The 22147-nt window shown below is 41.0% G+C and carries 19 protein-coding genes; 13 read left to right on the top strand and 6 right to left on the bottom strand.

What is annotated here, in order from left to right; all coding sequences use genetic code 11:
- Nucleotides 1-49: 49 nt before the first annotated feature.
- On the top strand, nt 50-1348 hold the full coding sequence (locus PGLA_RS23240; RefSeq protein WP_068537590.1) for an MFS transporter: 1299 nt from the start codon (nt 50-52) through the stop codon (nt 1346-1348).
- A 22-nt stretch (nt 1349-1370) separates the two neighbouring features.
- On the opposite strand, the gene PGLA_RS23235 is transcribed toward PGLA_RS23240, so the two are convergent.
- The gene (locus PGLA_RS23235) at nt 1371-1994 is read right to left on the bottom strand and encodes a YktB family protein (protein ID WP_068537588.1); all 624 of its coding nucleotides are present in this window, start codon (nt 1992-1994) and stop codon (nt 1371-1373) included.
- 260 nt (nt 1995-2254) lie between these two features.
- On the opposite strand from PGLA_RS23235, the gene PGLA_RS23230 reads away from it, so the two are divergent.
- Both PGLA_RS23230 and gndA read left to right on the top strand, forming a co-directional pair.
- Nucleotides 2255-2851, top strand: a complete 597-nt coding sequence (locus PGLA_RS23230) for a hypothetical protein (protein ID WP_068537586.1) — start codon at nt 2255-2257, stop codon at nt 2849-2851.
- Nucleotides 2852-3215: 364 nt separating this feature from the next.
- Complete coding sequence (gene gndA / locus PGLA_RS23225) at nt 3216-4628, top strand: NADP-dependent phosphogluconate dehydrogenase (protein ID WP_068537584.1); 1413 nt, start codon at nt 3216-3218, stop codon at nt 4626-4628.
- On the opposite strand, the gene PGLA_RS23220 is transcribed toward gndA, so the two are convergent.
- A complete protein-coding gene (locus PGLA_RS23220) occupies nt 4609-4926 on the bottom strand; it encodes a hypothetical protein (RefSeq protein WP_068537582.1) in 318 nt (105 codons plus the stop codon). The two genes, gndA and PGLA_RS23220, sit on opposite strands and share 20 nt — an antisense overlap.
- 184 nt (nt 4927-5110) lie before the next feature.
- On the opposite strand from PGLA_RS23220, the gene PGLA_RS23215 reads away from it, so the two are divergent.
- The 5 genes from PGLA_RS23215 (at nt 5111) to ptsP (ending at nt 11223) form a co-directional block, all read left to right on the top strand.
- A complete protein-coding gene (locus PGLA_RS23215; protein WP_245700281.1) occupies nt 5111-5623 on the top strand; it encodes a shikimate kinase in 513 nt (170 codons plus the stop codon).
- A 56-nt stretch (nt 5624-5679) separates the two neighbouring features.
- Nucleotides 5680-6978 (top strand): 3-phosphoshikimate 1-carboxyvinyltransferase, encoded by a 1299-nt coding sequence (gene aroA / locus PGLA_RS23210; protein ID WP_068537578.1) that lies wholly within the window; start codon nt 5680-5682, stop codon nt 6976-6978.
- 31 nt (nt 6979-7009) lie between these two features.
- Nucleotides 7010-7441, top strand: a complete 432-nt coding sequence (locus PGLA_RS23205) for a CoA-binding protein (protein ID WP_068537576.1) — start codon at nt 7010-7012, stop codon at nt 7439-7441.
- Nucleotides 7442-7585: 144 nt separating this feature from the next.
- Complete coding sequence (locus PGLA_RS23200; RefSeq protein WP_068537574.1) at nt 7586-9472, top strand: glucose PTS transporter subunit IIA; 1887 nt, start codon at nt 7586-7588, stop codon at nt 9470-9472.
- A complete protein-coding gene (gene ptsP, locus PGLA_RS23195) occupies nt 9469-11223 on the top strand; it encodes a phosphoenolpyruvate--protein phosphotransferase (protein ID WP_068537572.1) in 1755 nt (584 codons plus the stop codon). Before PGLA_RS23200 ends, ptsP begins: the two co-directional genes overlap by 4 nt.
- Nucleotides 11224-11406: 183 nt before the next feature.
- On the opposite strand, the gene PGLA_RS23190 is transcribed toward ptsP, so the two are convergent.
- Entirely contained in the window at nt 11407-11931 is a 525-nt protein-coding gene (locus tag PGLA_RS23190; RefSeq protein ID WP_068537571.1) for a type 1 glutamine amidotransferase domain-containing protein, read from the bottom strand.
- 306 nt (nt 11932-12237) lie between these two features.
- On the opposite strand from PGLA_RS23190, the gene PGLA_RS23185 reads away from it, so the two are divergent.
- The 4 genes from PGLA_RS23185 (at nt 12238) to PGLA_RS23170 (ending at nt 15041) form a co-directional block, all read left to right on the top strand.
- Nucleotides 12238-12690 carry a hypothetical protein gene (locus tag PGLA_RS23185; protein WP_084411449.1) on the top strand — a complete coding sequence of 151 codons (453 nt, stop codon included), beginning with the start codon at nt 12238-12240 and terminating at the stop codon, nt 12688-12690.
- Nucleotides 12691-12782: 92 nt separating this feature from the next.
- A complete protein-coding gene (ytxJ, locus tag PGLA_RS23180; RefSeq protein WP_068537567.1) occupies nt 12783-13124 on the top strand; it encodes a bacillithiol system redox-active protein YtxJ in 342 nt (113 codons plus the stop codon).
- Nucleotides 13125-13223: 99 nt separating this feature from the next.
- Nucleotides 13224-14237 (top strand): catabolite control protein A, encoded by a 1014-nt coding sequence (gene ccpA, locus PGLA_RS23175; protein ID WP_068537564.1) that lies wholly within the window; start codon nt 13224-13226, stop codon nt 14235-14237.
- Nucleotides 14238-14333: 96 nt separating this feature from the next.
- Nucleotides 14334-15041 carry a 5'-methylthioadenosine/adenosylhomocysteine nucleosidase gene (locus PGLA_RS23170; RefSeq protein WP_425415415.1) on the top strand — a complete coding sequence of 236 codons (708 nt, stop codon included), beginning with the start codon at nt 14334-14336 and terminating at the stop codon, nt 15039-15041.
- Nucleotides 15042-15147: 106 nt separating this feature from the next.
- Here PGLA_RS23170 and PGLA_RS23165 read toward each other — a convergent pair whose 3' ends face one another.
- A complete protein-coding gene (locus tag PGLA_RS23165; protein WP_068537562.1) occupies nt 15148-15780 on the bottom strand; it encodes a GNAT family N-acetyltransferase in 633 nt (210 codons plus the stop codon).
- Between the two features lie 247 nt (nt 15781-16027).
- Between PGLA_RS23165 and acsA the strand changes: the two genes are divergently transcribed.
- The gene (gene acsA, locus PGLA_RS23160) at nt 16028-17755 is read left to right on the top strand and encodes an acetate--CoA ligase (protein ID WP_068537560.1); all 1728 of its coding nucleotides are present in this window, start codon (nt 16028-16030) and stop codon (nt 17753-17755) included.
- A gap of 89 nt (nt 17756-17844) precedes the next feature.
- On the opposite strand, the gene PGLA_RS23155 is transcribed toward acsA, so the two are convergent.
- Both PGLA_RS23155 and rpsD read right to left on the bottom strand, forming a co-directional pair.
- Nucleotides 17845-20943 (bottom strand): transglycosylase domain-containing protein, encoded by a 3099-nt coding sequence (locus tag PGLA_RS23155; RefSeq protein ID WP_068537558.1) that lies wholly within the window; start codon nt 20941-20943, stop codon nt 17845-17847.
- A gap of 346 nt (nt 20944-21289) precedes the next feature.
- Complete coding sequence (gene rpsD, locus PGLA_RS23150) at nt 21290-21889, bottom strand: 30S ribosomal protein S4 (protein ID WP_068537556.1); 600 nt, start codon at nt 21887-21889, stop codon at nt 21290-21292.
- Nucleotides 21890-22147: the final 258 nt, after the last annotated feature.

Raw genomic sequence — 22147 nt, 5'->3', positions numbered from 1 at the left:
ATAATGAAGGTATCAGACAACGTTTCGTGTAGAAGAGGATGGGATAATCTTGTCACAAAGTTCGAAAGAAGTCTCCAATCGTCAATTGAGATCGCCTTTTTTTATTGAGCTTATGCTCATCATTTTTTTAGTTGAGTTCCTGAAAGGATCATTGTTAGTTTCGTTATTGCCTATCTACATGAAGAACTCGCTTGGATTAACGGCATGGAGTGTAGGAATTGCATTCTCTTTGCAATATGTGGGTGATAACCTCTTTAGAAGTCCATTTGGATGGTTAGCAGAACGATTGGGTTATCGAAAGACTATGTCAGGTGCATTGTTGATGACTGTTGTTGCCGTGGTAATCATTGCTTTCACTTCTGCACCGGTATGGCTCTCTATCGCTTGTTTAATTCTAGGGATAGGTACATCTCCATTATGGCCTTGTGCAATGACAGGTGTTACGGAAATATCGGGACCGAATAACAGTAATGGTACCGCGATCGGAGCGCTAGAGATGGCTTCATTATTGGGCATAGGTGCTGGTCCTATCACTATGAATTTTCTAATGCAACGGACAGGCTCTAATTATCATACATCATTTCTAGTGCTGATCGGTTGTGGTATCGTGCTTGTGCTCGTTGCATTACTTCTCCCAGGGAAGGCTAAAAGTGTCAACTTACATACGACGGTGGAAGCCGTGCGCCATAAGAATATATTCATGCTGATCAAGTCTAAGATGATACAATTAAAAAATAGTGTGAAGAAAACACTATATGAAGTGAAACATACTTTGAAAGTAAGTTGGCTCGTCTATCCGGCACTATTCCTCCAGTCGTTTGTTATTGGAATATTAACGCCAGTTATTACGCTATATGTACAGAATGAGCTAGGTTTCTCACTGAATATGTATAGTCTCTTGTTGATTGCTGGAGGGGGAATTACAGTTGTTGCCCTTATTCCTTGTGGGAAATTAATTGACCGTTACGGAACGGCGCCATTCTTACATTGTGGGTTCCTACTTGCGGCTATATCGATTTCTATATTCTCGATGGTACACGCTGTACCACTTGTATTTATATTTGTAGCTCTTATAGGGATTAGTTATGCTTTTATTTTACCAGGATGGAATACATATGTGTCCCATTTGATACCTAAGGGAGAACGTGGAGCTGTATGGGGGTTTTTCCTGACTTTACAAGGTTCTGGGATGGTAGTTGGTCCGATTGTATCGGGTCGGTTATGGGATGTTATGGGGCACGAAGCCCCATTCATAGCAAGTAGTGTGGTTATGATCATACTGTTTATTGTTCACTTGTTATTGACTCGTAAGAGACCGTTAAAGACAAATGCGATTACAGAGGGATAATACCTGATTAGATCATTATTTCTTAAAAAGACTTTTTATATAGCGGTAAGAGTTGTTCGAATGTCGTATGGATGATAGAAAGTAGTTCCTCGCCGTTTTGTAGGATGGGATCATCATGATTTATGCGTAATCCGCACATGATTTCGGCTTTCTTAAGTGTTGATAATTTGTTAGCCATCGCCTGTAGATCATCATTTGTCAACTCTGCATGGAGCGTTCCCTTTGGATCCAAATGATCCATGGACCAGTAGAAATGATCGGGTACCAAGTTATGAATAGTTGAGGTCTCAGAGATCAGTTGCTTAGCAAATTGCAATTTATTAGGGCTCTCATAAATCACGGCAAAGATAATAAAGAGATGAGTTCCAAACATACCTACTTGAAAATGAGGGAGCGCTTTGTAGCCTCTTTTATTAGCTGCCCATGCTACCCAAGTATCATTAGGTGCATTCACCTTACGGCGAGCATGCTTGGCGACATGTGCGAAGATCTCTTCCCCACAGAGTGCGGATAGGAATGGAGCAAGTTCTGTACCTAGAATTTCTAACTTTGGTCGAATATTCTCGATTAGAGCTTCCATGCGGTGTTCGAGACCGGGTACTTGAAAGACGTCAAAATCCTTTTGAGTAAAGCCTGTGAATGACATTATGGGACCTCCTATGTGCTCGTACAATTCGTTTCAGAATATTATAGCACAACAAACCTTTGGAGGATCAAGTTACATGATCGTCCTCTTTTTCGTTGTTTGCAGGTTTATCAAGAATTTATTAAGGGTAAAAATAGTCAATAAACCAAGTTACCGTTACATAAGATAAAGTATAAAATATATCAAGCAAATGATCCCTTAGTATTCGCGGCATCATTCTAATACCATTTGTTATAATATCCAGTTTAGGAGGGAGTGCCTTGAACAAGAGCTATGAAGTAGAGTACTGTAATTTGGAGCTTCGATTTAATCGGCGACATATTCAAGACTTAATCAAAGAGTTGATTCAAGAAGGTTATTCCCTTTATTGGAGTGAGAATGAAACACTCTTTATCATTTCTGTTAGAACCGGACGGAAATTAGTTAAGCTAAGGTTTATGAGAACGCGAAGCGGATATAAGATGGTAGGAGATTACATCATTCGTGACGCTAAGCTTGCTGATTGGATGGAGAAGCTAATTGAAGATACAAGAGGGCATGCAGTTGTTAAACGATTTAAAGACAGACAGATTCTCATTGAAAATATATTATTCGGGGAAGTGATCCGATTGGTGGAAATATCTGGATTTCAACAACGGGTTCTATTTCAGAAGGGGACTTATTTTACCGAACAGGAAATGTCTAAGATGTTCTATTCGTTGGAAGGGGATTTACGCACACAATTACGAAGAATAGAAGTGGACGAAGAATTGGATAAACTTTATGAGGCAATTCAGGCCAATGACACCGTTGAGATTGAACTTTGTAAAGAAAGACTCCGAGAATTAAGTCGTGAACTTATGAGACTTGAATGGTAAATACGTCTTTTGCTTACAATAAGAAAAGCATCTGAGAAGAACACCTCGGTAGTTTGCGAGGTGTTTTATCATGTTGAAATATAAGAAGTATAAGTTTCACTTGATAGATTGAACTAAAGTTTGCGCTCCCATATTCAATCATTTCTAAAGAAATTCATGAAAGGGTATCGTCTTTAGTTCATTCTAGATACTCTATTCCTTATATTTCCGCTGAAACGGGTACAGTCCTTGAAAAGGACGGCATAGCCGTTTCTACTTGGGAATTAGGAGCAGGGGTTCACTTCTTCGCATAAACACGTTAATATATAGATTGGGTATGAGTATAATGATCTTAAAATAAATGGAGTAAAGGATGAGAAACCAAATGGCGAAACAACAAATAGGTGTCATTGGCCTTGCTGTAATGGGCAAAAATTTGGCTCTAAACATCGAGAGTAGAGGCTTTTCAGTCTCCGTATATAATCGCTCTCCTGAGAAGACGCATGACCTTCTGAAAGAAGCTGATGGTAAGAATTTAACGGGTGCTTTCTCCGTTGAGGAATTTGTGGAATCACTTGAAGTACCACGTAAAATTCTTATCATGGTACAAGCAGGTAAAGCTACCGACGCAACGATTGAGCAATTGTTACCATTTCTTGATCAAGGTGACATTATCATCGATGGAGGTAATGCTTACTTCCCTGATACAGTACGTCGCAGTAAAGACCTCGAAGATAAAGGTTTCCGTTTCATAGGAGCGGGTGTCTCTGGTGGGGAAGAGGGAGCATTGAAAGGTCCTTCCATCATGCCTGGTGGTCAAGAGAGCGCATATCAATTAGTTGAACCGATCCTAACAGCGATTTCAGCTAAAATTGACGGTGAAGCTTGTAGTACATATATTGGACCAGATGGTGCAGGACACTATGTCAAGATGGTGCATAATGGTATCGAGTATGGTGACATGCAACTCATTTGTGAAGCTTACCAGCTCTTGAAGGATGTTCTACATCTTGATGCTAAGGAATTACATGAAATCTTCACGGAATGGAACAAAGGAGAACTTGATAGTTATTTGATCGAAATCACTGCTGACATTTTCTCGAAGTATGATTCCGAGACAGGTAAACCGATGGTTGATGTTATTCTTGATTCTGCTGGTCAAAAGGGTACAGGGAAATGGACAAGCCAAAGCTCTCTTGATCTAGGCGTACCATTGTCCATGATTACTGAATCCGTATTCTCACGTTTCTTATCTGCAATGAAAGAAGAACGTGTAGAAGCTAGCAAAATTTTGAACGGACCAGCAACTGAACCTTTCCAAGGGGATAAAGCCGAGTTTATCGAAAATGTTCGCAAAGCGTTGTTTACAAGTAAAATCGTATCTTATGCTCAAGGTTTCGCGCAATTACGCGCAGCTTCTGATGAGTATGGATGGGACTTAAAATATGGTAACCTTGCAAAAATTTGGCGTGGAGGATGTATCATTCGTTCCCGATTCTTGCAGAACATTACGGATGCATACGAGAACAATGCAGAGTTGAAGAACTTGTTGCTTGATCCATTCTTCAAAGATATTTTGGAGAATTATCAAGGTGCTTGGCGTCAAACCGTTACAGCAGCAGTTGCACAGGGTATTCCAGTACCTGGATTCTCAAGTGCTCTTGCTTACTACGACAGCTATCGCTCTGAGAGATTGCCAGCCAATCTGCTACAGGCACAACGTGATTACTTCGGTGCTCACACATTCAAACGTCTAGACAAAGAAGGTAGTTTCCACTTCAACTGGATGGAAGAATAGGCTTCACAGGAATGAGTCCATGCATGGCTTCCATGAGACAGTAACGAATGTTATCTTGTTCAAGATAACTTAGTCCAGGTCGCTTAAGAAGTAACATGCTGACTTCTCCAAAGTATTGGAAATTAAGAAGTAAACGTGGCTTAGGGAGTTCCAGCAATGCTGGATCACCTTGAGCCACTTTTTGTTGAACATAATGAAGAACCCACATGATATCATCGCGGCATAACACATGGCGGACATCACAGATTTCTTCAATGCGTCTTGAACTTGCGCTCGAATGATTTTGGGAATGATGCATGGATTCAACTCACCTCTAATTTGTCTATTTATCCGTTCATTCTAGTATATGGAACTCTAGCAGAAATAGAATCTCTCTTATATGCATGATTGTCGAAACTTTTGGGGCTGTGGTATGATTGAGACAATGAGTGAATAGGATGTTTTTTATAAAATAGATATAAGGTAGAACTGAGGGTGAAACTTTGAGCCAATCACAACAAAATATAATCCTGATTGGGATGATGGGGACAGGCAAATCTACCGTAGGTAAATGGCTTGCACAACATCTAGAATATGACTTGGTTGATCTTGACGCAGCTTTAGAGGCGCACGAGGGTAGCAGTATTGCATCCATATTTACCAATCAGGGTGAGGCATATTTTCGTAAAGCGGAGACCGCTATATTACAGCAAGTACTCTTGGGTACAGGTCAGGTAATTGCGACCGGTGGGGGAGCTGTACTTAATCAAGAGAATTGCGAGTTGATGAAGAGCGGTGGCTGGGTTGTTGCTTTGACGGCAGAAGCGGAGGATATTGTTTCGCGGGTTCAAGGTGATGGACTGAGACCTTTATTAGCTGGGAATACAGAAGAAAGAATACGTACGATTCTTGAGCAGCGGAAGTATGCTTACCTTTTCGCAGATTACACCGTGAACACATCGTTATTTTCTGTGGAACAAGTGAGCGAAATGATTTTAACACATTACCGCGTCTAAGCTTGTTTCCAGTGGTGAATTTTTCGAAATATATGAATATAAAGGAGTTAATAAATATGGATGTTATCGTTAATCCGACCCTTCATTTAAAAGGTAATATTGGGGCTTTGTCCTCTAAGAACTATACAACTCGCTACTTACTTGTAGCTGCTTTAGCAGAAGGGACGAGCACCGTTTATTTCCCTGCACATAGTGAAGATAGCGATGCCATGCGGCGCTGTATTCAGGACCTTGGAGCGACACTTATTGAGGATGATGAGAAAGCTGTCATTACAGGGTTTGGCAAACATCCAAAAGATGTTAAGGAATTGAATGTAGGTAATGCAGGCGCTGTTTTACGTTTCTTGATGGGAATTGCTGCGCTCTGTCCAGATGTTACCTTTGTGAATACATACCCAGATTCTCTAGGAAAAAGACCTCATGATGATCTGATCGTAGCTTTATCTCAATTGGGTGTTGAGGTTGAACACAATGACGGACGCTTACCGATTACTATTCGTGGAGGTCATCCGACCGGAGGCAAGATCAAGGTATCTGGAGAGGTTAGCTCTCAATATCTAAGTGCGTTACTATTTCTAACTCCGCTGTTGGAAGAGGACAGTGAAATTGAAGTTCTAGGGGATTTGAAGTCCAAGGTAGTTGTCGGTCAGACATTGGAAGTTCTTGAACAGGCAGGGATTGTTATTCATGCTCGTGAGGACTACTTGGTATTCCAAGTTCCTGGTAGACAATCCTATGAAGCGAAAACATACACGGTACAAGGGGATTATCCAGGTTCAGCAGCTATATTGGCAGCAGCGGCTGTTACGCAGTCTGATGTTATTGTAGAACGTTTGTCTGCAACAAGTAAGCAGGGTGAACGTGCAATTGTGGATGTATTGAAGCTGATGGAAGTTCCACTTACCCATGAGGATGATGTCGTTCATGTTCAAGGCAACGGTAAATTAAAAGCGCTAGAATTTGATGGAGATGCAGCTACCGATGCTGTACTTGCTATGGTTGCAGCAGCTGTATTTGCTGAAGGGACATCAAGATTCTATAACGTTGAGAACTTAAGGTATAAAGAATGTGACCGTATCACAGACTACTTGGCGGAGCTTCGTAAAGCAGGTGCTAATGTAGAAGAACGACAGGCTGAGATTATTGTACATGGACGTCCTGAAGGAGTTGAAGGCGGTGTGGAGATTAATGCACACTACGATCATCGCGTGATTATGGCTTTGAGTATTGTGGGCCTGAGATCTAAACAACCGATTCGAATTAAGGATGCTCATCATGTTGCTAAATCCTATCCACAATTTTTTGATCATATGAAAGCACTTGGAGCACAGGTGGAATGGGTAGATTCTTTATAAACCAATTGGTTAAAAGAAATGGGGATGGAGAATGTCATTTATGAACCCAACGCAGGAGAAAATAGGTCAAATATTGAAGCAGGCAGGGAATATTGCAATAGTTGGTTTATCCGATAAGTCAGATCGTATTTCGTATATCGTTGCCTATACGATACAACGAAGAGGATATCGAATTATTCCAGTTAACCCCGCTGCAAGTGGGACAGAGATCCTTGGCGAAATGTGTTATGCGTCACTTAAAGATATTCCAGACAACGTAGATATTGTAAATGTATTTCGTCGCAGTGAATATTGTGCCGAAGTTGCACGTGAAGCGGCAGAAATTGGTGCTAAGGTGCTTTGGCTTCAACAGGGGATTATTAGTGAAGAAGCCGCTGAAATTGCTGCGGAGAATGGCATGATTGCTATTATGGATCGTTGTATTAAAGTTGAGGATGCAGTTTCCGTAAGGGATCCTCGTTAGAATGAAAGACGGCCTTTCGGGGCCTTCTTTTTATTTTTGACAAAATGTCTATCAAGGCTTACCATTCAATGTACATAGACTCAATATAAAATGACGATTTTTTCATATTTGATGTTGATCGTGTGGAGAAAGGGGAGTGTCACCTTGAATTGGTTGGGATCTTTGCAGCAGCTCGGAAGAGCGGTTATGCTCCCTACGATGGTGTTACCTGCTGCAGCTATCTTGCTCAGTATAGGCAGTCTACCTTGGGATGCTTGGGGACTTCCATCCATTGGTGATGTTAGTACATGGGCCGGTCAAGGGATTTTCTACTTCTTACCCTATTTCTTCGCGGTAGGAGTAGCTTGGGGACTTGCTAATCAAGCGGGACCAGCGGGGCTTGCTGCGTTGTCTGGTATGTTTATTTACGATCAGGTCACAAGACATTATAGTGATGGAAGCATCCAGCCATCCACTTTAATCGGAATTATTTTCGGCATGATTGCCGGTGGATTATACAATCGATTTAAACATATCAAGCTTCCGGAAGTGGTTCAGTTCTTTGGTGGATCGCGATTTGTTTTGCTGATTATGGGGTTGTTGTCCGCTGTATTCTCATGGTTTATGTTAGGGATTTCTCCCTTTTTACAGCGTGGTCTTGATGAACTTACGCAATTGGTTCTCCATCTTGGTGGGTTTGGACTTTTCTTATATGGAATGTTATATCGTATTCTTACCGCATTTGGTCTGCATCACTTGTTAAATAATGTGTTTTGGTTCCAAGTTGGGACCTTTACTACGCCAGATGGAATTTATGTGCAAGGAGATTTACCTCGATATTTTGCAGGTGACCCTACAGCAGGATCTTTTATGGCAGGGTTATTTCCAATTATGATGTTTGCATTGCCGGGTATTGCTTTGGCTATCATTCATGAGGCACGTGAAGATCTTAAACCTAAAATTAAAAAGACATTTCTAACAGCAGCCTTAGTCTGTTTCGTCACAGGTGTATCTGAACAAATTGAGTTTGCATTTTTGTTTGTTGCTCCTTATATGTTTATTGTACACGTTATATTGTCCGGATTAGCGATGTGGATTACGTATGCTTTAGACATTCATCATGGGTTTTCCTATTCTGCGGGCGTAATTGATTATATACTTAATTTTCATTTATCACATAATGCATGGATGCTCATACCTATTGGATTAGCCTACGGATTGATCTATTATGTGTTATTCAGATGGGCAATTCACAGATTTCAGATCCCAACACCGGGCCGTGAAGAAGGATCAACATTAGAAGATTGGGCGGGTAATATCCCGTTTCAGGCTCCACTTATACTGGAAGCTCTTGGTGGTAAGGAAAATGTTGTGCGGCTAGAATCTTGTGTTACTCGTCTTCGTCTTACGGTTAAGAACGACAGGTTAATTGACACGAGTGCACTTAAACTACTTGGTTCAGCAGGATCGATGAAATTAGGCGGTGGCAATGTTCAAGTTGTGTTTGGGACATATTCAGAATTAATTCGTGAGGAAGTTAATAAGCTTATGCAGAGGGACTTGCCTCAGGTGTTATTCTGTGCGCCAATGCAGGGACGTATGTTACCCATTGGTGAGGTACCAGATCATATTTTTGCAGCTAAGCTAGTAGGTGATGGGGTGGCATTTATACCTGAAAAGGATGAATTAGTCTCTCCTGTCTACGGAACGATTCTGCATATATATCCTACGATGCATGCCATCGGGATATCGACACCAGAAGGTCTTGAAGTGCTTCTTCATATCGGAATTGATACATCCCAACTAACTGGTGGTGATTTCAAAGCCGTAGTCAAAGAAGGGGATGTGGTAGTTCCGGGTCAGTTGCTTATCAAATTTAACTTGGCATATATTCGCAAGCATGCAGCATCCTTGGCCACTCCGATGGTCATTACCAATCCGCAGCGAGTGAAATCATGGAGCTTTGCTCCTTTTAAAGGTGTTAAGAAAGGGCAGGCATCCGTGATGTCTGTTGTATTACACGACAGGAACGTTGGAGGGCACGAAACATGATACAAGGCATCGGGGCGGCAGCAGGGGTCGCTATAGGTAAAGCATTTGTACTGCCTAGTTGGGAATGGGATTTGCCTGAATCTCGATTGGAAGCTATAGATTTAGCTAAAGAATTTGAAAGATTGTATGAAGGGATACGTACCTCTAAGCATGAAATTGAGTTCATTAGAAATGAATTCAAAGAGGTGGTAGGCGGAGAAGAATCCAGTATTTTTGACGCCCACCTTGCTATATTGGACGATCCGGTTTTTATGAATGAAATTCAAGGCATCATCGAACGTCAATACAAAGCGGCCGAAGTTGCCGTAAAAGAAGCGATAGACCACTTTGTAACGATGTTCGATCTGCTAGATGATGAATATATGAAAGAGCGTGCTATAGACATTAAGGATGTTGGGAATCGATTATTGAAACATCTACTTGGTGCTCCAGAGATTACGTTACCTGAAGATACACAACCTTATATTTTGGTTGCTAAGGAGTTATCGCCTTCTCAGCTTGTACATTTGAACCCTTCGCACGTGCTTGGAATTGCCACACTAATTGGGGGGAAGACATCTCATTCCGCCATTATGTCACGAGCCATGGGTATCCCACTTGTATGTGGATTAGAGAATAATCTGAAAGCACCGATTCAGACAGGGGATATGCTCATTGTAGATGGCGACCAAGGTCATGTGTACATTCATCCCAACGAATCAACGATAGCTCACTATACTGAAATACGCTCCAAACAACAGTACAAAAAAGAGCAACTTCAACTTCTAGCATCTGTTGAGGCAGTGACTAAAGATGGCGTTCAAATCAATCTTTCTTCCAACATTAGCTCTGTCAAAGAAATGGACATGGCTTTGAAGTATGGAGCCGTAGGCGTAGGGCTTTTCCGAACAGAGTTCTTATATATGGATCGAGTTACGTTTCCAAGCGAAAATGAGCAGTTCGAGGTATACCGCCATGTTGCAGAAAAGATGGGTAGTGGATCGGTTGTCATCCGTACGTTGGATATTGGCGGGGACAAGCATTTAGACTACTTCTCTCTTCCAGAAGAAGATAATCCATTCCTTGGATACCGGGCCATTCGGATTAGTCTAGATCGAAAGGAACTGTTCAAAACTCAATTGAGCGCGATCCTACGAGCAAGTCATTATGGTCATGTGAAGATTATGTATCCTATGATTTCATCTGTTGAAGAAGTACGAGGAGCGAATGAACTTCTTCGTGAAGCGATGACTGAATTAGACGAAAGAGGAATTCCTTATAACCGTGATATTCAGGTCGGCATTATGATCGAAGTGCCAGCAGCGGTTGCGATAGCTGATTTGCTTGCGGCAGAAAGTGATTTCTTTAGTATTGGTACGAATGATCTTGTACAATATGTGCTTGCAGTTGACCGGATGAATGAACAAATTGCTCATATGTATCATCCGTATCATCCAGCGATCCTTCGTATGCTTCGATCGACTGTCGAAGCTGCAAGACAAGCTGGTATCCCAGTAAGTGTATGTGGCGAAATGGCTGGTGACGAGAGGTCTATTCCTTTATGGATCGAACTCGGAGTCCATGAACTCAGTATGTCACCACAATCATTGCTTAAGATCAAACATCGCCTTCTAAATACATCTGCTGAAGAAGTTAAGCTTGTAGCCAAAGAATGTTTAAAGATGTATACGAACACAGAAATTGAGAAGTTGTTGAATGACTACCATGATTCTCACAGAAGTTTCCGTTCCATGACGGGAGAACGGCAATAATTATATGTTATATAAGAACAGCCTCCTTGATATCCTATTGGATTGAAGGAGGCTGTTCTCATTTTATTTGAATTTATGAAAGGATAAGTTTCACTGAATATGCTACTACTTATATTTCTGAAGAGACGGATACCCGACTTTAAGGGACGGTGTAGCCGTTTCTTCTTGATCGCAGAAGTGTTGTTATTCGCCTGCTAGTGCATCACAAAATGCTTTGCCATATGGAGGAAGATCGGGAGGTCTACGAGCAGATATAATATGCCCGTCAACGACAACAGCTTCATCTTTCCATATCGCACCGGCATTCTCCATATCGTCACGTATCCCTGGGGTGGATGTTACAGTTACGCCATCCAGTATACGCGCTGAGATCAGGACCCAACCCGCATGACATATTTGTCCAATCGGTTTGCGGTCTTCGTTCATTTCACGAATCAGTTCTATTACTTTGGTGTAACGACGTAATTTATCAGGAGCCCAGCCACCTGGAACAAGAATGCCGTCATACTCTTGGCTATTTACTTCTTCAAAGGAGTAGTCGCTCTTCGCGGGTACCCCATATTTACCGAGATACGTCTTATCTTTTTCTTCTGCTACAAGGTGAACTTCAGCTCCTTCTTCACGTAATCTGTAAATTGGATACCACAATTCCAAATCCTCGAAGTCCTCGCTAAGAAGAGCTATCACTTTTTTGCCGGAAAGTCTCATTCATCATCACTCCATTTTCAATCTATATAGATAGAATGAACTAAAGAAGAACACCCATATTCATGAGTTTCATTAGAAAATGATTGAATAAGGGAAGTGCAAACTTTAGTTCAATCTATCTTGATTACTCTATTCTAACAAAAAGCATGCCCTCAATCCTAGTTAAGGATTCTAATATTGCTATTATTTACATTAAATGCGTTCAGCATATTTTATGCAGGATTTAATCTATCTAAGGTCGAATAGATGGATAGCAACTTATTTATTATTTTCTCAAGATATATATAAATATATGAGGTGTTAATAGTGGATAGATTATGTAATTGCGGTCAATGGATGAGACTAGAGCTGCGTACAATTCTAGCGGGTAAAATACAGATTCTTCATGTACCCATGCGAGCGTGTGAAGGGTGTTCTGTATATCATCTTTTTCCACCTGTTAAATCTGTATTGGCGGACTATGTGAAGAACCTTGGGAATGATTCTCGTAAGAGAAAGAGGTCCTTCACAGATGTTAATGAGATATCACAAATTATCTATGAGGTGTTCTCGCAAGAGACGTGTGATTCTTCAGCTTCAGATATGGAAAATGCAATAAAAGCTGCTATAAATGATCGCGTTAATTTATTACTTGATTTGTTCCAACATGCGAAGAGTATAGATGATCATATCTGGATAGAGGATCTACGACAAAGATTAAGTCAACTTTCGAGTCTATTGGTAGAATTAGATCGAGATAAGGTCTATTCTTACGAATAATGAGTGTAGTTTTATGCAGATTATTGGCTTTTTTCGTCTATTTTTGTTACGATAGTGAAATAATATCAAGCTTATAGGAGGATGTATATCGAATGGCTACAATGACAAGACTGACTTCTATGGAACAGTTAAATACAGCATTGGAAGCTTCACATGATAGGCCTCTACTTCTATTCAAACATAGCACTCGTTGTCCTATTAGTTCAGCCGCTATGCAGCAGGTGATGTCCTATTTGGAGGATGAACCTAATGAGTCCATTGATTATCGAGTGATTTATGTTGTTGAAGATCGACCTATTTCGCTTGAGGTTGCTGAGTTGACTGGTATCAGACATGAATCACCACAAGTTATATTAGTAAGTGAACGGAATCCGATTTGGAATACTTCCCATTCTTATATAACGTCTCGTGCTCTTAGAGATGAATTATTATAGTTCATGAAGCGCTATCATTGCGCAAAGCAATAAATTGTCGTAATATTAATTATATTAGGTTGAACGAATGAAAATTTATTTATAATGGAGCGGAAAAATTTGACAGTAACCATTTACGATGTGGCGCGTGAAGCAGGCGTATCTATGGCTACGGTATCTAGGGTTGTCAATAACAACCCCAACGTTAAGCCACAGACCCGGAAGAAAGTATACGAGGCGATTGAACGTTTGGGATATCGTCCGAATGCTGTGGCGAGAGGTCTCGCCAGTAAGAAGACTACAACGGTTGGTGTTGTAATTCCTGATATTTCTAATTCTATTTTCGCTGAAATCGCTCGGGGTATAGAAGATATTGCGAATATGTATCATTACAATATCATTCTCTGTAATGCGGATAAGAAGAAAGAGAAAGAAATTCGTGTTATTAATACATTGTTGGAGAAACAGGTCGATGGGTTGTTGTTCATGGGCGGAACTGTAACAGAAGAACATATTCAAGCTTTCCAGACATCTGCAGTGCCGGTTGTACTCTGTGCGACTAGCGATGTGAACGGTAACTATCCTTCGGTTGACATTGATCATGAAGCGGCTGCATTTGATGCGGTAAATACGTTGATCCGACATGGACACCGTGAAATTGGCATGATTAGCGGAACACTTCAGGATCCAGCAAATGGCTATTCTCGCTTTCAAGGGTACAAGAGAGCGTTAGAAAAAGCAGGAATAGATTATCGGGAAGATTGGGTTCGTATTGGTAACTATCGCTATGAGTCTGGTGTAGAGGCAATGAAATACTTCCTTGGTCTGAGAAAGAAACCGACTGCAATATTTGCTGCAACAGATGAGATGGCCATTGGGGCGATACATAGTATCCAAGATGAAGGGCTTAAAGTGCCAGATGATTTCTCCGTTATCAGTGTAGATAACATTCATATGGCATCGATGGTTCGTCCGCAACTGACAACAGTAGCTCAACCGATGTATGATTTGGGTGCTGTGGCGATGCGCCTTTTGACGAAACTAATGAAGAAAGAGAATGTTGATAATCCGCGGGTTATTCTACCGCATGAAACGATTCTCCGTCTCTCTGTTAGTCACGTAAATGAGGAGTAAGTCATTATTTAAAAAAAATATTGCTATCTTGAAAGCTCCGTTAAGGGGCTTTTTTTAAAGCGTAATTAGGTAATCAGATGAAGGGGGTTCATAGACTTGATAACAAATGAATTAACTATAGGGTTGATTGGTGCTATGGATGAAGAAATCGAGCTGTTACTAGCTGGAATGGAACAAAGTGAGGAAATAACAAGAGCAGGTATACGATATGTTACAGGGACCTTTCAAGGGAAATCTGTCGTTGTATGTAAGTCTGGGGTAGGTAAAGTGAATGCAGCAGTCACTACACAGATCTTGATTGATCAATTCGGAGTGTCAAAAGTATTATTTACAGGTGTAGCGGGAGCAGTACATCCTGATTTGAACATTGGTGATATTGTAATCTCCACTGAATGTATTCAGCATGATTTCGATGTTTCTGCATTAGGTTATCCTCGTGGGGTCATTCCTTATCAAGAGATATCTGCATTTCCAGCGAACGAACAATTAGTAGCTCTAGCTGAAAAGGCTTGTCGTGAAATATCCGTTGGGAACTACCAATTGGGGAAAGTACTGTCTGGAGATCAGTTTATCGCGAGTAGAGATACGGTTGCTTGGTTACGTAGTGAAATGGATGGCACCTGTGTGGAGATGGAGGGTGCTTCGGTTGCGCAAGTGTGCTACAAGAACGGTGTGCCGTTTGTCATCATTCGTTCGATGTCTGATAAGGCGGATGGATCTGCGCACGTTAATTTTGCTGAATTTACTATTGAATCATCGCAACGCTCACATGCTATTCTAGAATATATGATTAGTCAAATATAATCGTATGATTAAAAGCCCTTTTCTTTCTGACTATGATTTAGCGTCCTAATCGCTGAAACTAGTAGGAAGAATGAGGGCTTTTTTTGATGTGAAAAATATCAAAGTATCAATACATAAATCGTTGTTGAAATCGGATGTGATCGAACTGTTCTTTCGAAGAGAGAGGAACATCCCTTCCCATTCGAACCATAAGGCAATTGGCGGGATGAGAGCATATTTCTGGATCGTCTGTAGCATACCATTCCATATCAACGATCTTCATCAGTCTCTCCATCATTTTACGATAATCCCATACACTTAGGCCGCTACCTTTTAAGTCCCAATGCCAATAATATTCTGTTGTAAATACGATATATTGTTCCATTTGATTATCTTCAAAAGCGGTTTTAATCATTTGTTGCCCAAGACCTAATGAACGATATTCGTCAGCCACTTCGATGGCGCCAAGCTCTATTAAATCTGTCATATGTTCTTGAGACCATCGTTCTTGTTCATCTGCATAGTGGAATGTGACATACCCAACAATAGTATTATCATCGCGGGTAATGATAATCCGTCCTTCGGGTAGGGCGGCAATTTCAATCAAAGCTTTATGTTGTTCTTTGGGACGACGAAAGGCATCAAGATCAGGGTGCAGTGTTAGTTGTGAAAGGATGTCGGCGGGAACAGGACCTTCAATGATAAGGTTACGATCAAGAAAGGGGATAGAATGAATATGGTAATGTTTAAGGTGATCCATAGGAGTATCTCCTTCCTTTTATATCTACTTATAACAAATAAATAATTAAATGAAAAGTAATGACAGGAATTTAAAACCTATGCTATAATCATTTTGACATAATTTAGTCACAAATGTGATTGCTAATATAATTGTTATTATGACAGAAATTTACTAGATATGCGATCCTTTACGACAATAAATAGCGATTATTGTAAGCGTTTTTTATTTATAGCTAAGAAGCTAACTATTGGAGGGATATTGTTGGATGGAAATCAATCATAATAACGAAATACTACCTAGTGTTAATAGTTTAACCAATATGGGTGATTATGAGCAGGCTTATCAAGATTTTAATTGGGAAGATGTTGAACGTCACTTTACATGGTATGAAACAGGTAAGTGTAATATGGCATATGAAGCCATTGATCATCATGTAGAGGCTGGACGAGGAGATAAAGTTGCACTTATATATAGTGATGCAAAGAGAGAAGAGTCATATACTTTTAGACAATTAAGTGAAAGATCGAATCAGTTTGGGAATGTTCTCCGTAAATATGGAGTTGGTAAAGGGGACCGCGTATTCATATTTATGCCCCGCGGTCCAGAGTTATATATTTGCTTACTTGGAATTCTTAAGATAGGTGCGGTGGTTGGTCCATTATTTGAGGCTTTCATGGAGACGGCTGTTAAGGATCGTCTAGTGGATAGTAGTGCAATAGCTTTGATTACAACGCCACAGTTATTGGGGAGAATTTCGAGATCGGAATTGCCAGACCTAAAGCATATCATAGTTGTAGGAGATTTAGAGGATCAGAATGATTCTGTGATTAGTTATAGCGATGAAATGGAATCGGCATCAGAACAGTTAGAGCTCGAATGGCTGGATCGCGATGATGGACTCATTATCCACTATACTTCTGGATCGACTGGTAAACCGAAAGGCGTGTACCATGTTCAGAATGCTATGATTCAACATTATTATTCTGCTAAAGTAGTACTTGATTTACGTGAAGATGATATTTATTGGTGTACAGCAGATCCGGGGTGGGTAACAGGTACCTCTTATGGTATTTTTGCTCCATGGATTCATGGGGTAACGAATGTCATTCGTGGTGGGAGATTCAGTCCGCAGGATTGGTACTCAACCATTGAGAAATATAAAGTAACCGTGTGGTACAGTGCTCCAACAGCCTTCCGGATGCTCATGGGTGCAGGAGATGATGTCACATCGAAATATGAACTTAGTAGTCTTCGACATGTTCTTTCTGTGGGTGAACCTTTGAATCCTGAAGTTGTACGTTGGGGATTTAAGACATATGGGCAACGGATCCACGATACCTGGTGGATGACTGAAACAGGAGCGCAAATGATTTGTAACTATCCAGGAATGGCCATCAAACCGGGTTCAATGGGGCGTCCTCTTCCAGGGATCGAAGCTACAATCAAAGATGACAAAGGAAATACAGTAGCACCTTACACTATGGGTAATTTAGCTATTAAGGCACCATGGCCCTCCATGATGAATCGTATATGGAATAACCCTGACAAATATGCAGAATACTTCCGAGTGCCTGGATGGTACATCTCAGGCGATTCCGCTTACATGGATGATGAAGGTTATTTCTGGTTCCAAGGAAGGATTGACGATGTTATTAATTCTTCGGGGGAGCGGATAGGACCCTTTGAAGTTGAAAGTAAGCTGTTGGAACATCCTGCTGTAGCGGAAGCTGGAGTTATTGGTAAACCGGATGTGATACGAGGCGAAATTATTAAGGCTTTCATCTCGCTTCGGGAAGGGTTTGTTGAAACACCCGAGTTGAAAGACGAAATCTATCGTTTTGTTAAAGAGGGATTATCGGCCCATGCAGCTCCAAGAGAAATTGAATTCAAGGATAAGCTACCTAAGACCCGTTCTGGTAAAATCATGCGCCGCGTGCTAAAGGCATGGGAGCTTAATCTTCCGACAGGTGATTTATCTACGATCGAGGATTAGCCATCAAATCTATCTGCACATGAACACAAGAAGACCCGGAAGTAACAACTTCCGGGTCTTCTTGCTGTCTGATGCGAGTGATGATTAAGCTATTTCTTTTCGTAATAGGTTGAAGCGGAGGGTTCGGATTCCCCGGCACTATTGCTAGCTGTTATACGGAACCAGCCAGAGATAGGGGTATTGTAATCGTATAGAAAGGAAGATGATTGACTTGAACCCAACTGAGAATAATGTCCGTTCTGTTCACTACTGAAATAGACAATGTAACGCTCGACAGTATCGCTACTGTTAGTAGCCCAATATAACTGAATACTATTATCTATAGCTACAATAGTAGGCTGCCCAGGGGGTGTAGGCGTCGTTAGAATAGCCTCTCCACCTGGTGGATCGATTGGAGGACCTTGATCTGTTTCATCTGGCGGAATCACTTCTTCTGGAATCGTAATGTTATCATCTGGGATAGTAGGTGGTTGGTAGCTGCTATTCCCAACAATCGCACTCGGTTCGGATTCTTTACCGGCTACATCAACTGCTGTGATGTAAAAGTCATAAATGCCACTTGCGGAAACGGTACTTTTAAATACTTTAGGATCATCAGTAAGTATGGAAGTTCCTTGTTTCACAAAAGTGCTGCCGTTCAATGAACGGTAGAGTCGGTAACCCACTACATCCTGTGATCCACTAGACTTAAAGTTAATCTTTGCTGATCCATTCTCAAGGGAGAAGCTAACATCTCTAGGTGATGTAGGTATCTTACCGTCATCCACTCTTGGATCGATTAGAGTTGGCATATCACCGGTCGCGTCTTTAGGTAAATAGTACGCTAAGGATTGATGCTTTTTCATCACGGTGAATGCGGCTTGAAGTTCCTTGATTAAATCTTGGATCGGATGTTCACGTTTAATGACAACTTTTTCCTTTAACATGTCCTCCGGCGTAGTATCTTGAGGAATATAATTCACACCATTATACGTGATGTATTTGGCCTTCGCGATTCCATCATCACTTTCCTTAGGAACGTATTTAACATTAAACAAGTCTGTCACAAATTTATTGGTTAATGAAGTAGGAAGTTTACCACTGTATGCAGACACTGTTTTCGTTGTAATTCCTGATGGTCTCTCGAACTTGGATGTGGTAAATAGCTCTGGTTTCTTAGCTATCGCGTCATTCATGATGAGTGTCCATATATTTTGAGCATTCTTTCTCTGTGTGCCTTCTAGTACGTTTATAGGCTCTTTGTAGCCACCCCAGACGCCAAGAGTGATATCTGGAGAATACCCCACAAACCATACGTCAGCATAGTTCTGCGTTGAACCTGTCTTGCCTACGATGGGAACCTCTTTCCAATGCTTATAATTTTTCTTAACTGTACTAGCGGTACCTTCAGTAATAACAGTACGCAACATATCGGTCATAAGATAAGCAGTTTGTTCAGAGAAAGCTTTGATAGGTTCTGGTGTGTGCTGATAGACAATCGTACCATTTGAATCCGTAATTTTCTCAATCATATAAGCATCAAGAAATGTTCCGTGGTTAGCAATTGAACCATAGGCATTAGTTAGTTCTTCAACAGACACACCATGTGCTAAACCACCGAGTACGCCGGTTGTTGCAGCATAATCATTTTGTTCAAGAGTTGTAATTCCAAGTTTCTTCGTAAATTCCCACGCTTTATCAATCTTTATAACATTATTAAATAATTTCAAGGCAATTGTATTCTTAGACTTATTGAGTGCATAACGGGCTGTGATGAGTCCTTCATAACCACCTGATGAGTTCTTGGGAATATGGAATCCCTTCTGATAATCTTTTAATATAATAGGGGCGTCATCCACAATGCTAGCGGGCTGTATAGCTCCTGAATCAAGTGCTGGTAAATAAGCAGCGATCGGTTTCATTGCTGATCCCGGTTGGCGCACCATCTGTGTAGCGTAGTTCATTTGCTCTTCGTAGAAGTCGCGTCCTTCAATCATTCCTAGAATGGCACCGGTTTTGTTGTCTAACATTATAGCCGCTGTTTGCTCCATCCCTTTCGTTTTACTATCAGGGCTGAAGTTATCTTTGTTCTCGGCAATGGCATGCATCGAATTGTAAATACTCTTATTTATAGTCGTATACACTCGATACCCACCGGTTGTCAGTTGGAGCTTAGCATCTTCTAGGAGATCGTCATTGCCTTTGGCGGCTTTATCAATTTCCTCGATTGCAGGTGCATTTAACTTCATCAGAATTTCAGCAGCTTTTCGTTCCGTTTCCATCATGAGGTAAGGAAAGGTAGAATAGGCCTTTGCTGTTTGAGTAGCTAGAGATGATTTAATGTCGAACGCAACAGCTTCGTTGTATTCAGCGTTCGTAATTTTTCCTTCTTCAAGCATACGTCGTAATACTAACTTTTGGCGGTCCATTGCACGTTTGAATGCAGTAGGATTGAATTCGCCCTTCCCATTAAATGCGGAGTATTTGGAAGGTAGCTGCGGAAGCCCTGCTAAATAAGCGGCTTGAGCAATATTTACTTTGTTTAAGTCGCCAATATTGAATATACCTTTTGCAGCAGCTTTGATACCATACACATTGTAACCATTTGCTCCGTTACCGAAAGGTACCTTATTAAGATATGCTGCAAATATTTGTTCTTTGGTCAGAATACGTTCTAGTCTTAATGAGAGAAGCATTTCTTTGATTTTACGGTTATCTGTCCTATCAAGATTGAGGAACACACGTCTAGCGAGTTGCTGTGTGAGCGTACTTCCACCTGTTTGTATGGACTCGTTCAGTACTCTCTGCTTAACTGCACGAAGTGTACCGCTTACGTCAACTCCCATGTGCTTAAAGAAATCGTTATCTTCAATCGCGATGACGGATTCTTTAATTATTGAAGGAATCTTGTCATACTCCACAAGCCGTCGATCCTCATCTGTACGGAGTTGGCCAATAGGTGTGCCATCGCTGAAATAGGCGAAGCCAGTAATTGAATTCTGACTCATTTTATTTACTATTTCAGCTCTCGTTCGTACGGGCTCATCATGAACAATAGAAGAAATATAACCGAAGGCAGCGCCGCCCACAAACAGTGACCCTATGATGATGAAGAATATTAGCCAAAGTAGCGTACTGCCCAGTATACGTCCAATCGATTTTTTCGAACGGAGCTCTTTTTTTGGTGCCTTTTTATTTGTATCAACCATTCGTATTAGTACCTCCTTTTAACGGAACTATTATAGCATAAAAATCGACATTTGAGTTTCTTTATCCCGCCGACCCTGTAATAACGCTAAAGTTTGACTAATTCAGAGTGAATGTGGTTTAGATATTTTCACACTATATATTCACGTCCATTGGGATGAAAGGTGCTTTTTTGTGCCAGACATATTATGTGAACTGGAGGAAGTATTTATGAAATGGGAACCATTATCTTCGTCTCAGCAACAAGAGATTCTAGTGGTAGATATGGACACGTATGCTACAAATCGTCAATATTTTACGTGAAAAAAAAGCCTGGAACATGAGTTCCAGACTTGTCTGAACGAGATCTTAACGGTTGTAGAATTCGACGATTTGTTTCTCATCGATATCTTGTGACAATTCAGAACGCTCAGGGTAACGAATGAATTTACCTTCTAAAGCTGTATCATTGAATTCCAAGTACGCTTGAAGGTGGCTACGGTTCTCAAGGGCTTCCTTGATAGAAGAAAGGCTACGACTTTTTTCACGAAGACCGATAACATCACCAGTGTTCAACAAGTAAGAAGCAATGTTGACTTTCTTACCGTTTACAGTGATATGACCGTGAGATACCAATTGACGAGCTCCTGCACGGGAATTTGCGAAACCTAGACGGTAAACCAAGTTGTCCAAGCGGCTTTCTAGTTGGAACATGAAGTTCTCACCAGCAATACCTTGCATTTTTTGAGCTTTATTGAAAAGTGTTTTAAACTGTTTCTCACCCAAACCGTACATGTGACGCAATTTTTGTTTCTCAAGCAACTGCATACCGTAGTTGCTGATTTTTCTGCGTTGGTTAGCGCCATGTTGTCCCGGAGGGAAAGGGCGTTTCAAATCTTTACCTGTACCACTTAGTGAGATGCCTAGACGGCGACTTAGTTTAAATTTAGGACCAGTGTAACGTGCCATTGTATAGTAGACTCCTTTATAATTGAAATTTCAGTAGGGTTCTATTTGTGCCGTATTTTGTTTAATGTGTTGCGGCTCATGGGCCCAAAACACAACTGATAGAGAGTTCAGCCGCTGTCTATTCAGTAACAAAGTACGTGAGGGTGACACAACGTTACGCCCAAATTCTCTCGAACAAAAAATCGCTTGTTCAACAATTGATTCTATATGATAATGTGGGTAAAAGTCAAGTTCTTAAGTATTTAGAAAAACGTCTGA

This window comes from Paenibacillus glacialis, assembly GCF_001637205.1.
Lineage (GTDB): Bacteria > Bacillota > Bacilli > Paenibacillales > Paenibacillaceae > Paenibacillus_AQ > Paenibacillus_AQ glacialis.
The sequence above is the reverse complement of the archived record's forward strand: the minus strand, read 5'-3'. Positions and strand labels throughout refer to the sequence as shown.

Excerpts from the sequence above, each read along its gene's own strand:
- PGLA_RS23235 (WP_068537588.1), bottom strand. The coding sequence starts at position 1,994 with ATGTCATTCACAGGCTTTACTCAAAAGGATTTTGACGTCTTTCAAGTA.
- gndA (WP_068537584.1), top strand. The coding sequence starts at position 3,216 with ATGGCGAAACAACAAATAGGTGTCATTGGCCTTGCTGTAATGGGCAAA.
- PGLA_RS23220 (WP_068537582.1), bottom strand. The coding sequence starts at position 4,926 with ATGCATCATTCCCAAAATCATTCGAGCGCAAGTTCAAGACGCATTGAA.
- aroA (WP_068537578.1), top strand. The coding sequence starts at position 5,680 with ATGGATGTTATCGTTAATCCGACCCTTCATTTAAAAGGTAATATTGGG.
- PGLA_RS23205 (WP_068537576.1), top strand. The coding sequence starts at position 7,010 with ATGTCATTTATGAACCCAACGCAGGAGAAAATAGGTCAAATATTGAAG.
- ptsP (WP_068537572.1), top strand. The coding sequence starts at position 9,469 with ATGATACAAGGCATCGGGGCGGCAGCAGGGGTCGCTATAGGTAAAGCA.
- PGLA_RS23190 (WP_068537571.1), bottom strand. The coding sequence starts at position 11,931 with ATGAGACTTTCCGGCAAAAAAGTGATAGCTCTTCTTAGCGAGGACTTC.
- ytxJ (WP_068537567.1), top strand. The coding sequence starts at position 12,783 with ATGGCTACAATGACAAGACTGACTTCTATGGAACAGTTAAATACAGCA.
- PGLA_RS23165 (WP_068537562.1), bottom strand. The coding sequence starts at position 15,780 with ATGGATCACCTTAAACATTACCATATTCATTCTATCCCCTTTCTTGAT.
- acsA (WP_068537560.1), top strand. The coding sequence starts at position 16,028 with ATGGAAATCAATCATAATAACGAAATACTACCTAGTGTTAATAGTTTA.
- PGLA_RS23155 (WP_068537558.1), bottom strand. The coding sequence starts at position 20,943 with ATGGTTGATACAAATAAAAAGGCACCAAAAAAAGAGCTCCGTTCGAAA.
- rpsD (WP_068537556.1), bottom strand. The coding sequence starts at position 21,889 with ATGGCACGTTACACTGGTCCTAAATTTAAACTAAGTCGCCGTCTAGGC.